This is a genomic window from Nocardia sp. JW2, assembly GCF_051843015.1.
GTDB lineage: Bacteria > Actinomycetota > Actinomycetes > Mycobacteriales > Mycobacteriaceae > Nocardia > Nocardia coubleae.
The window spans coordinates 38,205-52,002 of sequence record NZ_JBPXLK010000019.1; the positions used below are offsets into that span (position 1 = coordinate 38,205).

14 protein-coding genes are annotated in these 13,798 nt (G+C 66.8%); 5 read left to right on the forward strand and 9 right to left on the reverse strand.

Going from position 1 to position 13,798, the window contains the following annotated elements:
* The first annotated feature begins 93 nt into the window (after nt 1-93).
* Both ACSVDM_RS23085 and ACSVDM_RS23090 read left to right on the forward strand, forming a co-directional pair.
* Nucleotides 94-690, forward strand: a complete 597-nt coding sequence (locus ACSVDM_RS23085; RefSeq protein WP_067640585.1) for a TetR/AcrR family transcriptional regulator — start codon at nt 94-96, stop codon at nt 688-690.
* Between the two features lie 37 nt (nt 691-727).
* Nucleotides 728-1,180: a DUF4240 domain-containing protein gene (locus ACSVDM_RS23090; RefSeq protein WP_439267772.1), complete on the forward strand. Its 453-nt coding sequence runs from the start codon at nt 728-730 to the stop codon at nt 1,178-1,180.
* A 7-nt stretch (nt 1,181-1,187) separates the two neighbouring features.
* On the opposite strand, the gene ACSVDM_RS23095 is transcribed toward ACSVDM_RS23090, so the two are convergent.
* The gene (locus ACSVDM_RS23095) at nt 1,188-2,048 is read right to left on the reverse strand and encodes an ABC transporter permease (RefSeq protein ID WP_439267774.1); all 861 of its coding nucleotides are present in this window, start codon (nt 2,046-2,048) and stop codon (nt 1,188-1,190) included.
* Nucleotides 2,045-2,938, reverse strand: a complete 894-nt coding sequence (locus tag ACSVDM_RS23100) for an ABC transporter ATP-binding protein (RefSeq protein ID WP_439267776.1) — start codon at nt 2,936-2,938, stop codon at nt 2,045-2,047. Before ACSVDM_RS23100 ends, ACSVDM_RS23095 begins: the two co-directional genes overlap by 4 nt.
* A 146-nt stretch (nt 2,939-3,084) precedes the next feature.
* Here ACSVDM_RS23100 and ACSVDM_RS23105 point away from each other — a divergent pair, with 146 nt between their 5' ends.
* A complete protein-coding gene (locus ACSVDM_RS23105; protein ID WP_439267778.1) occupies nt 3,085-4,305 on the forward strand; it encodes a sensor histidine kinase in 1,221 nt (406 codons plus the stop codon).
* The gene (locus ACSVDM_RS23110) at nt 4,302-4,961 is read left to right on the forward strand and encodes a response regulator transcription factor (protein WP_439267780.1); all 660 of its coding nucleotides are present in this window, start codon (nt 4,302-4,304) and stop codon (nt 4,959-4,961) included. Before ACSVDM_RS23105 ends, ACSVDM_RS23110 begins: the two co-directional genes overlap by 4 nt.
* A 16-nt stretch (nt 4,962-4,977) precedes the next feature.
* Here ACSVDM_RS23110 and ACSVDM_RS23115 read toward each other — a convergent pair whose 3' ends face one another.
* Nucleotides 4,978-5,625 (reverse strand): vWA domain-containing protein, encoded by a 648-nt coding sequence (locus ACSVDM_RS23115; RefSeq protein WP_439267782.1) that lies wholly within the window; start codon nt 5,623-5,625, stop codon nt 4,978-4,980.
* Between the two features lie 125 nt (nt 5,626-5,750).
* Between ACSVDM_RS23115 and ACSVDM_RS23120 the strand changes: the two genes are divergently transcribed.
* On the forward strand, nt 5,751-6,209 hold the full coding sequence (locus ACSVDM_RS23120) for a DUF1877 family protein (RefSeq protein ID WP_439267784.1): 459 nt from the start codon (nt 5,751-5,753) through the stop codon (nt 6,207-6,209).
* A 61-nt stretch (nt 6,210-6,270) separates the two neighbouring features.
* Here the strand turns inward: ACSVDM_RS23120 and ACSVDM_RS23125 are convergent, their stop codons facing one another.
* From ACSVDM_RS23125 to lysS, 6 genes are all read right to left on the reverse strand, one after another.
* The gene (locus ACSVDM_RS23125; protein ID WP_067495751.1) at nt 6,271-8,838 is read right to left on the reverse strand and encodes an ATP-dependent Clp protease ATP-binding subunit; all 2,568 of its coding nucleotides are present in this window, start codon (nt 8,836-8,838) and stop codon (nt 6,271-6,273) included.
* A 268-nt stretch (nt 8,839-9,106) separates the two neighbouring features.
* Nucleotides 9,107-10,042 carry an esterase/lipase family protein gene (locus ACSVDM_RS23130; protein WP_439267787.1) on the reverse strand — a complete coding sequence of 312 codons (936 nt, stop codon included), beginning with the start codon at nt 10,040-10,042 and terminating at the stop codon, nt 9,107-9,109.
* Between the two features lie 76 nt (nt 10,043-10,118).
* Complete coding sequence (locus ACSVDM_RS23135) at nt 10,119-10,676, reverse strand: anthrone oxygenase family protein (protein ID WP_439267789.1); 558 nt, start codon at nt 10,674-10,676, stop codon at nt 10,119-10,121.
* A gap of 133 nt (nt 10,677-10,809) precedes the next feature.
* Nucleotides 10,810-11,421 (reverse strand): FHA domain-containing protein, encoded by a 612-nt coding sequence (locus tag ACSVDM_RS23140; RefSeq protein ID WP_067495714.1) that lies wholly within the window; start codon nt 11,419-11,421, stop codon nt 10,810-10,812.
* Nucleotides 11,422-11,737: 316 nt separating this feature from the next.
* Entirely contained in the window at nt 11,738-12,100 is a 363-nt protein-coding gene (locus ACSVDM_RS23145; protein ID WP_067495754.1) for a histone-like nucleoid-structuring protein Lsr2, read from the reverse strand.
* Between the two features lie 115 nt (nt 12,101-12,215).
* Nucleotides 12,216-13,682, reverse strand: a complete 1,467-nt coding sequence (gene lysS / locus ACSVDM_RS23150; protein ID WP_067640833.1) for a lysine--tRNA ligase — start codon at nt 13,680-13,682, stop codon at nt 12,216-12,218.
* Between the last annotated feature and the right edge of the window lie 116 nt (nt 13,683-13,798).

Consider the following 13,798-nt stretch of genomic DNA (forward strand, 5'->3'; position numbering starts at 1 on the left):
TTCGATAACCGGACGTTGTGTCCGCTTACCTCAACGGTAGAACACAAGTGGACACCTTGTCCACATTTACGTTTCTCGGTTAGAGTCGACCCCATGGAGCCTCGATCCGACCTGCTCACCGGCACGGCACCACCACCCGAACGCACCGACGCAGCCCGCAACCGCGCCAAAGTGCTCGCCGCGGCGGCCGACCTCTTCGCCACCCGCGACCCGCGCACCGTCACCATGGACGACATCGCCAAGGCCGCGGGCGTCGGCCGGGGCACCCTCTACCGCCGCTACCCCGACCGCAATGCCATCGCCGTCGCCCTGCTCGACGAACACGAACGCGCCATCCAGGAACAGCTCCTGCGCGGCGAACCCCCACTCGGCCCCGGTGCGCCCCCCGCCGAGCGGCTCGCCGCGTTCTATGCCGCCATGATCGAATTGCTCAGCGCCCATGCCCATCTGGTGCTCGGCGCCGAGACCGGCGGTGCCCGCTTCGCCACCGGCGCCTACGGGTTCTGGGCACTGCATGTCCGGGCCCTGCTCGTCGAAGCCGGTATCCCCCAGCCTGATTCGCTGATCGATACCGTCCTGGCCCCCGTGGCGGCCGAGGTCTACCTTCAGCAGCGCGAACGGGGCTTGTCCCCGGAGCAGATCACGGCAGGTTTATCGGTCCTCGCTCACCGGCTACTCGGGGCCGGGTAGGCGCGATGTGTCGGTGGCTACGGCTACCGTCACGCGGGTGAGGACACTTCCTACCGATACCGAAGTCGACCGGTTCTGGGCCATGATCGAATCCGCCTGGGGTGCCTGCGGTGCGCCACGAACCGAAGAGCGACTCGACGAGTTCCTCGACGCATTACGCGCGCTCAGTGCTGATTTCACCAGCGAGGAGCTCACCGCGCTGGACCGCGTGGTCGAGCGCGCGCTCTACGACATCGACCGTGCCGATATCCACGCGGTGATCGGCGGCTCCGACGACGGGTTCCTTTATCGCCGCGGCTTCATCGTCGCGCTGGGTCGCGAGTACTACCGCGCGGCTGTAGCCGATCCGGGGGCCGTGCGATCCCACGGCGAATGTGGGCCGATGGGCTATTTCTTCGCCCACCTGCACAACGACCGGTTCGGGACCTTCCCCGACCGGAATTCGGGAATCTCCAGGGAGACGGCGTCGAACCCGGCCGGGTGGTCGTGAATCGGGGTCAGGTGAGGTCGCGGCGGGCGGTGAGCCAGATGGTTCCCGTCGCGAAGATCGTCACGTAGACCGCGAGGACGACGAGGGACTCGCCGCGGGTCAGGATGTCGAGGACACCCGGCGTGCCCGGGCCGTCCACCGTGCGCATCGCCCCTGCCAGTGAACCTGCGGCGGTACCGGGAAGGAGGTCGGTGACCGCTTCGATGGGGCCGAATATCCCCGCGACCCCGCGCAGCAGGTTCTCGACGACGAGAACCCAGATCAGGCCGAGCCCGACAGCGAGAGCGGGGCCGCGGGCCACGGCGCCGATGAAGGCGCCTGCTGCGGTCCACATACTCAGAATGGCAGTGCCGGTGAGGATTCCGAGGAGGGATCGGTCGAGCGCCGGCAACGTGACCGGCTGACCTTCCGTCACCGCGATGAGCGATGCGACACCGAGGTCGACGACGAACGCGGCACACACCAGGACTACCACTGTCACCAGCAGACTCAGCAGCAGCCCACCGACCGCATCGACCCGGCCCGGCCCCTGGGTGAACACGGTCTTCCACGTCCCCCAGCCGTACCCACTGCCCACCGCCAGCGCACCGAGAACAAGCATCAGCGCACCACCGAACATGGCCATACCCTGGGTGAATACTTCGGGCACGGCGGCCGGCACGAGCTGGCCGAGCAGCACGTCGCGCGGCAAGCCGTCGGACATGGAACCGCTCTCCCCGGAGCGGTAGGCCAGGTAGTTGAACAGGTAGGCGAAGGTCAGATTCAGCAGGATCCATGTGCCGAGCACGACCCAGAAGGCGGGCCAGCGCCGAAGACGCAGACCTTCCGCCCTGATACTCGCCGTGAGATCTCTTGTCGTGCTGGTCATTTCGCGACCTCCGTCAGCTCGAAGAAGACTTCTTCCAGGGATTTCTCGTCGACGCGCAGCTCGAGCAGGTCCGCACCCGCCTGCACGACAGCTCGCGCCACTGCAGGCGCCATCGCGGCCGTGGTCTCTATCCGGATGCCCTCGGCGCTCGCCCGCACCGGCGCGTCGGACAGCGCGCGGACCGCCTCGACCGCCACGTCCACCGGTTCGGCCCGGACGAGCAGCGATGCGGTGCCGCGCAATTCGGCGACCGTCGATTCGGCGAGCAGACGTCCACCGGAGATCACCCCGACCCGGTGGCAGATTTCCTGCACCTCGGCGAGCTGATGACTCGACAGCAGCACGGTGTGGCCGTCTGCCGCGAGATCGACGATGAGCGAACGCATTTCGGCCAGTCCGGCCGGGTCGAGACCGTTGGTCGGCTCGTCGAGGACGAGCAGATCGGGATCGCCGAGCAGGGCCGCGCCGACACCGAGGCGCTGCTTCATGCCGAGGGAATAGGTGCGGAAGCGGTCGTCGGCGCGGGTGATGAGGTCGACGCGGGCCAGCGCCTGGGTGACCTCCCGGTCGCCGAGTCCGCGATAGCGGGCGAGAACGCGCAGGTTGTCGCGACCCGACAGGTACGGATAGAAGCCGGGGCCCTCGATCAGCACACCGACTCTACGCAGCACCTCCGGGTCGCCGGGAGCGCTGCCGTGGACCGTCGCGGTGCCCGCGCTCGGCCGCACGAGGCCGGTCAGCATGCGCAGGGTCGTCGTCTTGCCCGCGCCGTTGGGGCCGAGGAAACCGTAGATCTCCCCGGTCCTGACCTGCATACTCACCGCGTCGACCGCGAGGTGTTCGCCATAGCGTTTGGTCAGCCCGGTGGTGACCACGATTGATTCGTTCATGCGAAAGACGATCCGCGCCGAAGGGGTGCCCGCACATCCGTCGCGCGGCTCGATCGGGCCTACGTCGCGCGATGTACACGGGGGCGCGGGAAAAATACGTGCGTAGGCCGACGCTTCTGCCCGGGTGACGCAATAGGGTTGCGTGGGTGGGAGCGAAGTGGGAGCGTGACGCGGCCGTCCGGGACTGGGGGCTGGCGGTGGTGGTCGCGATAGTGCAGCTGGCAGGCAGTTCCGGGGCGAACGCGCAGCAGACCGGGGTGCGTTCGCTCGATGCGTTCGCGTACCTGTTGCTGCTGGCCGGGCCGATCGCGCTCGGCTTCCGGCGGTTGCTCCCCGAGCCGGTGCTGGTGGTGGCCTTGCTCGCCGCCGTGTCCTACGTGCTGCGCGACTACGGGTACGGGCCGATCTTCCTTTCTCTCATCATCGCGTTCCTCACGGCTGCTGTGCACGGATCACGCTGGCGCACTTACCCGTTGGTCGTCGTCGGTTATCTGACGATGGTGTGGCCGGTGCCCGCCCTGCTCGGCCGCGATGTCGACGCCTGGCAGGTTTTCGGCCTGCTGGCCTGGCTGGGTGTGCTGGTCGGGATCGCCGAGGGAATACGTCAGCGGCGCACGGTGGTGCTCGCGCGCCGGGAGCGGGCCGAGGCGGCGCAACGCGACGAACAGGCACAGCAGGCGCGGGCCGCGTCCGAGGAACGGCTCGCCATCGCCCGCGAGTTGCATGACGTACTGGCACACAGTCTTTCGCTGATCAATGTGCAGTCCTCGGTGGCGCTGGAACTGTTCGACCGCAAACCACAGCAGGCCGCCGCCGCGCTGGCCACGATCAAGACCACCTCCAAAGAAGCACTGACCGAGGTGCATACGCTGCTGCACGCGATTCGCAGCGGCGCACCCGTCGCTCCCGAATACCCCGAACCCTCTGCGGCCGAGCCGGTCCCGGCCCCCGCTCCGCGTGCACCGGCACCGACGCTCGACGACCTCGACACCCTGTTGCAACGGACCAGGGCGACCGGTCTGCCCGTCGACACCAAGGTCATCGGCACCCCCAAGAAGCTGCCGAGCGTGATCGACGTGGCCGCCGCCAGGATCATCCAGGAATCGCTGACCAATGTGGTGCGCCACGCGCCGGGGTCAACGGCGATGATCACCCTGCGCTACACGCCCGAAACGGTCGACATCACCGTCGACAACACCCGCCCGACCGGTACCGCCGTGCGCAGCGGGATCGGCGGGAACGGGATCATCGGCATGCGGGAACGGGCGCATGCGCTCGGCGGGGCGCTCACCGCCGGACCCCGGCCGTCCGGCGGGTTCCGGGTGGCCGCGCGGTTGCCCTCCCGGCCGGCCGGAGCAGAGACATGATCCGGGTGCTGGTCGCCGACGATCAGGCGCTGGTGCGCGGCGGGTTCGTCGCACTGCTCGATGCCCAGGACGACATCGAGGTGGTCGGCGAGGCCGAGAACGGCGAGCAGGCCGTGCGGATGACCCGCGCGCTGGTGCCCTCGGTGGTGCTGATGGACATCCGCATGCCCGTCCTCGACGGGCTGGCCGCCACCCGCATGATCGCCGACGACGCGCAGCTCGCCGACGTGCGCGTCGTCGTGCTCACCACTTTCGAAATCGACGAATACGTCTTCGAGGCGATCCGCGCCGGTGCCGCGGGTTTCCTGGTGAAGCACACCGAACCCGCCGACCTGCTCCGCGCCGTCCGGGTCGTCGCGGCGGGCGAGGCCCTCCTGTCCCCCAGCGTCACCCGCCGCCTGCTCACCGAATTCGCCACCCACGCCAAACAACCACCCCCACCCGCCTTCGCCGACCTCACCGACCGCGAACGCGAGGTCCTCACCCTGGTAGCCGAGGGCCTCACCAACGCCGAAATCGCCGCCCGCCTCTACCTCAGCCCCGCCACCGCCCGCACCCACGTGAGCCGCATCCTCACCAAACTCGCCGCCCGCGACCGCACCCAACTCGTAGTCCTCGCCTACGAATCCGGCCTCGTCCGCCCCGGCTGGCAGTAGCCGGAGCGCCTTCGGGTCAGCTGTCCGTGCCCGCTCGGCGGCGTTCGTCCTCGGAGAAGCGGGCGCGGCGGGCCATTCCGGCGGGGGCGGCCTGGGCTCGGGCCGAGTAGGCCGAGAGGGCGTCGAAGGCGCCGCGGACGCCGCCCGCGACGGGGGCGTAGGTGATGGAGGAGCCAGGGTCGAAGCCGAGGTTGGAGCCTACTTCGACGGCGTCCATGTTGGCGCCGAGGAAGACGAAGGTCCAGTTGTAGACCTCCTGCTGCTGGGTGATGAGGGACTTGACCGCCGCATGGGTCCATTCGCGGCTGGAGTTCTCGTGGCCGTCGGTGAGGACGACGACGATCACCGTGCCGGGCCGCTCGTGCTCGGGGCGGGCCGCGAGTTCCTCGCCGACGCTGGTGACGAGTTTGCCGACGGCGTCGTACAGCGCGGTCCCACCACGCGGCAGCAGATTCGGCGCGGGCACCTGATCCAGCGGAACATTCGAATAGACCACCTCGTAGGTGGTGTCGAACTGCGCCAAGGTCACCTCGATCCGCTTCGGCACCTCCCGCTGCTGCTCGAAATACGCGGCCAACCCACCTTCGGTATCGGCCTTGATCGTCTGCATCGAACCGGAACGGTCGAGCAGAACAGCGATGAGCGTGCGATCGGAATCAGTCATGTGCGTGAACACCCCCGTGTCGTGTGGACTGGCCCAACCCACGGTACGCCGCGAATTCGCCTCCCGGAGACCATGAAAAGCGGCTCGAAAGGTATCTCCAAGTCCGCATTCCTACCTTCGCCCCCATGGGACCAGGTCTCGCATTCCACCGAATTTCCGACGCCGACGCCGCCCGCATCACCGCCGATGCCGAAGCCGCCCTCGACCTGATCGACCACCTCGACCGCCCCGGCGAACCGACCGGCGACATCGACAAGGCCTGGGACGGCCTGCGCTACCTACTCGAGGCCGCGAACATCGACCTCGACCTCTTCGGCGACCTCGACCCCTGGGCCGGTGACGGCGCAACCAAGATATGGACAGCCGCCGAGATCACCACCGCCGCCCACACCCTCACAGCCACGCCCTACAGCGTCCTGGAACGACATTTCGACCCGGCAGCCATGGACGCCGACGACGTCTACCCCGAAATCTGGGACACCGATTTCTGCCGAGAATTCCTCCGCGAAAACTACGAAGCCCTCCGCACATTCTTCATCTTCGCCGCCGAACAGAATTCCCAGGCCGTCTCGCAATTCCAATAGTCGCTTGGCAACGAAAAAGCCCACCTTCCGAGTTCGGAAGGTGGGCTTTTCGTTCAGCTGGTTACTCGCCGGAGGCGGCGGTGTCGGGGGCGGTGCCCTCGGCTGCTCCGGTGAGGACGACCTCGGGCTTGTCGTCGCCCGTGGGGGCCTTGGTCAGCTTCGTCTTGCCGGTGAAGGTGAACTTGGCGTCTTCGCCCTGGCCTTCGCCGTCCCAGTTCTCCACGTCGACCGTGATGGTCTGGCCCGCGCCGATCTCGCCGAAGAGGATCTTCTCCGACAGCTGGTCCTCGATCTCGCGCTGGATCGTGCGACGCAGCGGACGGGCGCCGAGGACCGGGTCGAAACCGCGCTTGGCGAGCAGGCTCTTGGCCTGGTCGGTCAGCTCGATCGCCATGTCCTTGTTCTTCAGCGCCTTGGCGACACGGTTGATCATCAGGTCCACCATCTGCACGATCTGCTCGCTGGTGAGCTGGTGGAAGACGATCACGTCGTCGATGCGGTTGAGGAACTCGGGGCGGAAGTGCTTCTTCAGCTCGTCGTTGACCTTGAGCTTCATCCGCTCGTAGTTCGAGCCCTCGGCGTTGGACTGGGTGAAGCCCAGGCCGACGGCCTTGGAGATGTCGGAGGTGCCAAGGTTCGAGGTGAAGATCAGCACGGTGTTCTTGAAGTCGACCGTACGACCCTGACCGTCGGTGAGACGGCCGTCCTCGAGCACCTGCAGGAGGGTGTTGTAGATCTCCTGGTGCGCCTTCTCGATCTCGTCGAACAGCACCACCGAGAACGGCTTGCGCCGCACCTTCTCGGTGAGCTGGCCGCCCTCCTCGTAGCCCACGTACCCGGGAGGGGCACCGAACAGGCGCGAGGCGGTGAAGCGGTCGTGGAACTCGCCCATGTCGATCTGGATGAGCGCGTCGTCGTCGCCGAACAGGAAGTTCGCCAGCGCCTTGGACAGCTCGGTCTTACCGACACCGGACGGACCGGCGAAGATGAACGAACCGGACGGACGCTTCGGATCCTTCAGGCCGGCGCGAGTGCGGCGGATCGCCTTGGAGACGGCCTTGACGGCATCCTCCTGGCCGATGATCCGCTTGTGCAGCTCGTCCTCCATGCGGAGCAGACGGGTGGTCTCCTCCTCGGTGAGCTTGAAGACGGGGATACCGGTCCAGTTGGCCAGCACCTCCGCGATCTGCTCGTCGTCGACCTCGGCCACGACGTCCAGGTCGCCCGAACGCCACTGCTTCTCCCGCTCGGCGCGCTTGGCGACGAGCTGCTTCTCCTTGTCGCGCAGGCGCGCGGCCTTCTCGAAGTCCTGCGCGTCGATCGCGCTTTCCTTCTCGCGACGGGCATCGGCGATCTTGTCGTCGAACTCGCGCAGGTCCGGCGGCGCGGTCATCCGGCGGATGCGCATGCGCGCGCCCGCCTCGTCGATGAGGTCGATCGCCTTGTCCGGCAGGAACCGGTCGTTGATGTAGCGGTCGGCCAGCGTCGCGGCGGCCACGAGAGCGCCATCGGTGATGGAGACCCGGTGGTGCGCCTCGTAGCGGTCGCGCAGACCCTTGAGGATGTTGATGGTGTGCTCGACGGTCGGCTCGCCCACCTGCACCGGCTGGAAACGGCGTTCCAGGGCGGCGTCCTTCTCGATGTACTTGCGGTACTCGTCGAGGGTGGTCGCACCGATGGTCTGCAGCTCGCCACGGGCCAGCTTCGGCTTCAGGATCGAGGCCGCGTCGATGGCGCCTTCGGCAGCACCCGCGCCCACGAGCGTGTGCAGCTCGTCGATGAACAGGATGATGTCGCCGCGGGTGTTGATCTCCTTGAGCACCTTCTTGAGGCGCTCTTCGAAGTCACCGCGGTAGCGGCTGCCCGCGACCAGGGAACCCAGGTCGAGGGTGTAGAGCTGCTTGTCCTTGAGGGTCTCGGGGACCTCGCCGTTGACGATGGCCTGCGCCAGGCCCTCGACCACGGCGGTCTTACCGACACCGGGCTCGCCGATCAGCACCGGGTTGTTCTTGGTGCGGCGGCTCAGCACCTGCATGACACGCTCGATTTCCTTCGAGCGGCCGATGACGGGGTCGAGCTTGCCTTCCAGCGCCGCCTGCGTGAGGTTGCGACCGAACTGGTCGAGCACCAACGAGGTGGACGGCGTACCCGCCTCACCACGCGAGCCGGTGCCCTCGACGGGCTCCTTGCCCTGGTACCCGGACAGCAGCTGGATGACCTGCTGACGGACCCGGTTCAGGTCGGCACCCAGCTTGACGAGCACCTGGGCCGCGACGCCCTCACCCTCGCGGATGAGGCCGAGCAGGATGTGCTCGGTGCCGATGTAGTTGTGGCCGAGCTGCAGCGCCTCGCGCAGACTCAGTTCCAGCACCTTTTTCGCACGCGGGGTGAAGGGGATGTGACCGGACGGCGCCTGCTGGCCCTGCCCGATGATCTCCTCGACCTGGCTGCGCACACCCTCCAGCGAGATGCCAAGGGACTCCAGCGACTTCGCCGCCACGCCCTCGCCCTCGTGGATCAACCCAAGCAGGATGTGCTCGGTGCCGATGTAGTTGTGGTTGAGCATCCGGGCCTCTTCTTGGGCCAGGACAACGACACGCCTCGCGCGGTCGGTGAACCTCTCGAACATCGCTCCCTCACTCTCCTGCTCCGACATTCTGGCAACAGACGCCGCTGTGTGCTCGGTACAACCTTGGGCGCCGGAGGCGACAACTGTCGCCGTCAGCCTGCCATGAAGCCCGGGGGTTGCGGCCCCCGCCATCCACTCTAGTTGGCAGGGGATTCCGCCGTCGCCGCTCCACCCTATTGGGGACCGGTGACAACTTGGTCATTCACTCACAACGCGCACGTCGCGGCATTCGTTTCCGTTCCAGTTTTGCCTACAGCGAAATCCCGCCTCAGCCGGTGAACGGGGGCACGAACTCGCACGGCACGGGCGCCTGCCTGGCCGGATCGAGGGCGTTGAGGACGTGACCGGCGGCCCGCGGACTGCCCGCGATGGCCATGTGCTCGGACCAGTCCTGCGCGCAACCGTCCTGCACGACGACCGAGGTGGCATTGGGACCGGGCACCAGGCCGGAGGTGTGCGGCACGACGAGCTCGTCGAGGACCGTGACGATATTGACGTAGGTGACGCGCGGGTCGTACACCCCGTCGGCATTGAGCGCGGTCATGAACGGCGAACCGCTGAACATCTGCGCGCACGCCTGGCACAGCGAGCCGGTGGCGGCGTCGAAGACCGGTCCCGCGCCGAGCGCCCGGCTGAAGTGGGCGATATCGCCCGCGCCGAAGGCGTTGGTGCCGAGCCAGGGCGGCGCGATCCCGACCAGCGTGCCGACCTTCTCGCCGCCGCCGAGCCGCTCGAGGTAGTAGTTGCCGACGATATTGCCCTGCGAGTGGGCGACGAGGTCGACCCGTTCGGCGCCGGTCCGCGCGAGGACACCGTCGACGAAGGCCGACACCTCCGCCGCACTCTGCTCGATGGGACGCATCCCGCCGATGGCCGAGACGGGCCAGGGCAGCGCGTACGCGCCGTAGGTGAGGGTGAACACGCAATAGCCCTCGTTGGCCAGCAGCGGGGCGTACACGCCCCAGTTCGTCTGCGCTCCACCGCCGGTGCCGTGCAGCAGGATGACCGGATTCGGATGTTCGGGTGTGGGAACGCAATTCGGGTCGTTCGCCCCGGGCAGCGCACCGCCCGGGTTCGTCAGCTCGGGCGCGATGCCCGCGAAGAAGTTGTAGTCGACCGGGTAGGGGTCGGCGGCCGCACCGCCTGACCCCACGAGACCCAGCAGCATCGCGACGGCGAGAACGAGCATCGACTTACTTCGCATGGAACCACCCCTGACTAGAACGTGTTCCAGTCATCATGGAACACGTTCCGGCCTTCGCGTGGCACTACGGTGCGATTCAGCGCACCAGCGCGTGCGAAACGGTCTGTCCCGCGACCGGGGCGGCGGCGTTCGACTTGCCCTGCTGCACACCCGCGACGAACAGCGCACCGCACAGCACCAGGAACGCCGCCGTGTGCAGCACCGCCCGCAGGATGTTCCAGCGCACCCACGCCGCCTCGAATTCGGCGCGCACCGAAACGGTGTCCGCCAGCGTCGCCGGGTCGCCCGCCGCGGCCAGGGCGTCGTTGAGCGGCACGTTCTGCCCGGCGGTGACCGCGAACGCGATCACATTGAGCACCAACGCGATTCCGATCCAGATCAGCGTGGCGCGGTGATCGCCGCCCAGGTGCAGCGCGGCCGCGAGCGCGGTGAAGCCGACCGTCCCGAGGAAGCCGAACATGAACCACGGGTTGATGATCACCACGTTGATCTTCTGCATGACCTCGATCAGCGTGCGGTCCCCGGTGCGCGCCAGGGCGGGCATCACCGAGATCGCGTAGGCGTAGAACACGCCGGCGACGAGGCCGGTGCTGAGCATCGCGAGAACCAGCGAGGACAAACGAATGGCCGACATGGGAACCAACTCCTGACTCGAATCCGGAGTCGCACTCCGGTGACAGGAACAAGTCAACCGCGTCCCCACCGCCACCGACATGGTTCAGGCGCTCAGCCACCTACGTCAGGCGCTCGACCGCCGGCCCCGGACGTCACAACTCGTGGTCGGAGATCATTCCGCTCTGCATCGCGAGGGCGGCGAGCCGGGTGCGCTTCTGGTTCTGCGGCAGATTCTCCACCCCGAACTTCGCGAACAGGGCACGCAGGTGGGTTTTGATCGCGTCGATCGACAGGAAGAGTTCCTCGGCGATCTGCTGGTTCGACGCGGGCGTCGCGAATCCGGTGCCGTGCTTGTACGGACGGCACAGGGCGATCAGCACCGCGCGCTGGGTTTCGGTCAGCGAACGCATGGTGGGGATGGAACCGGAGGCGGTATGCGTGGCGTCGTCGACGACACCACCGAAATCGAAGAAATGCACCAGCGTGGTGCCGACGCGAATACGGTCACCCGGGCTCAGCCTGCGCCTGCCGACCAACCGCTCACCGTTGACGAACGTCCCGTTACGCGACAGCCCGTCGTCGATGATCGTCCAGTGCGCACCCAGGTGTTCGACCGCGGCATGCAACCGCGACACCTCGGCATCCCAACCGAGCACGAGATCGGCCTGAACGTTGCGCCCGATGGTGATCCGCTGCTGCGCGGGGTCCAGCGGCAATTCATGCTGGCGCCCGGTGTTGTCGGTGTACCGAAGAAAGGAGCTCACCGCACATCTCCCAAGACTCGAAACACCTTGCGCACAACCATCAGTCTATCTTTCCAGGCCACATTCCCACCCACCCGAGGAGGGCGGAAGAAGCGGTCCCCGAACCACCCGAGGAGGCTCGAACACGAGGCGGTACACCCGCCCGCATTCCCGACCCCGCACATCCCGACCTCGAGGAGGGATCGCCGCGAAGCGGCGGTCGGCGGCCGTCCCGACGATCAGGCGCCGTTGCGTAGGCGACGAAGGAGCAAGCAACGGTGCCTGATCGTCGGGACAGCAGGGGCCGCCGACTCGAGCGCGCCAGCGCTCCAATATTTCAGCTCTTGCCGACCTCTTTGTTGTAGGCCTCGGTGATGTCGGCCGAGATACGGCCGCGCGCGGAGACCTTGTGGCCCTTACGACGGGCCCATTCACGAATTGCGGCGCTCTGCTCGCGGTCCATGGAAACGCGGCTCTTGCCCTGCGGCGCCGGCGTACCGGCGGCCTTGGTCCGGCGACGGCCACTCACGCGACGCGCGTTGGCGACCCACTCGTCCAGGCCTTCCCGCAGGCGCGCCGCATTTGCCTCCGACAGATCGATCTCGTACGACACCCCATCGATAGCGAACTCGATGGTTTCGTCCGCGATGGACTCACCGTCGACATCGTCGATCAGGCTAACGGTGACCTTCTTTGCCATGAGATGAACGTCCTCTCGAAATCGTCAAGCCTGCCTCCAGGCCGAATACCCGAGGCAAGAATACCCCGAAATGCGAAATTTCCAACACGAGGTCTTCGCCCCGCGAATTCACAGGTCAGCGACTACTCGGGCGCACAATGGGGAACAGGATCGTTTCCCGGATTCCCAAACCCGTGAGTGCCATCAACAAGCGATCGATTCCCATACCCGTTCCGGTGGTCGGCGGCATGCCGTGTTCCATCGCGGTGAGGAAGTCTTCGTCGAGCACCATCGCCTCGTCATCGCCCGCCGCGCCGAGGCGCGCCTGGTCGACGAACCGTTCCCGCTGGATGACGGGATCGACCAACTCCGAATAGCCCGTGGCCAACTCGAAGCCGCGAACATAGAGATCCCACTTCTCCGTAACGCCGTCCTTGCTGCGATGCTGACGGGTCAGCGGTGAGGTCTCCACGGGGAAGTCGCGAACGAAAGTCGGCGCGTAGAGCTTGTCGCCATAGACGTGTTCCCAGAGTTCTTCGACCAGTTTCCCGTGACCGTAGCCCTTGCCCGACGGAATTTCCAGACCGACCCGTTCGGCGAGTGCCAGCAATTCCTCGACAGTCGTTTCCGGAGTGACCTCCACACCGATCGACTCCGACAGCGACGGATACATCTCGACCGTCGTCCACTCGCCACTCAGATCATATTCAGTACCGTCGGCAAGAGTCACCACGAGGGTGCCGAATGCCTCTTGTGCGACTTCCTGGACCAATTCCCGGATCATCGTCGCCGAGTCGTCGTAGGTGCCGTAGGCCTCATACGTTTCCAGCATCGCGAACTCGGGCGAATGGGTGGAGTCGGCGCCTTCGTTGCGGAAGTTCCGGTTGATCTCGAAGACCTTCTCCAGGCCGCCGACCACGCAGCGCTTGAGGAACAGTTCCGGCGCGATACGCAGGAACAGGTCCATGTCGAGGGCATTGGAATGGGTGACGAACGGGCGCGCGGCGGCACCGCCGTGGATGGTCTGCAGCATCGGGGTCTCAACCTCGAGGAACCCACGACGCTCGAGCGCCGTGCGCAGCGCGCGGACCACGTTCACGCGGGTACGGGCCATTTCCCTGGCCTCGGGGCGCACGATCAGGTCGACGTAGCGCTGCCGGACGCGCGATTCCTCGTTCATTTCCTTGTGCGCCACCGGCAGCGGGCGAAGCGACTTGGCCGCCATCGACCACGAGTCGGCCATCACGCTCAATTCGCCCGTGCGCGAGGAGATGACCTCACCGTGCACGAACACGAAATCGCCGAGGTCGACATCGGACTTCCAGGCTGCGAGCGCGTCGGCGCCGACACCATTGAGGCTGATCATCGCCTGCAGTTTGGTTCCGTCGCCCTCCTGCAGGGTGGCGAAGCACAACTTGCCGGTATTGCGGACGAAAATGACGCGGCCGGCGACACCGACCTGCAGACCGGTTTGCGTATCGGGTTCGAGATCCGGGTAGGCGGAACGGATTTCGGCCAGCGTGTGCGTGCGCGGCACGACCACCGGATAGGCGTCACCACCGCCGGCGAGCAGCCGTTCACGCTTGTCCCGGCGAATCCGCATCTGCTCGGGGACATCGCTGTCCACGGCGGAACTGACGGCGCGGCCGGTCTCGGCGGAGTTAGGGGTGCTCACATTCGATAACAGTAGCGTGCACCGGAAAGGACCAGTGCGCCGCC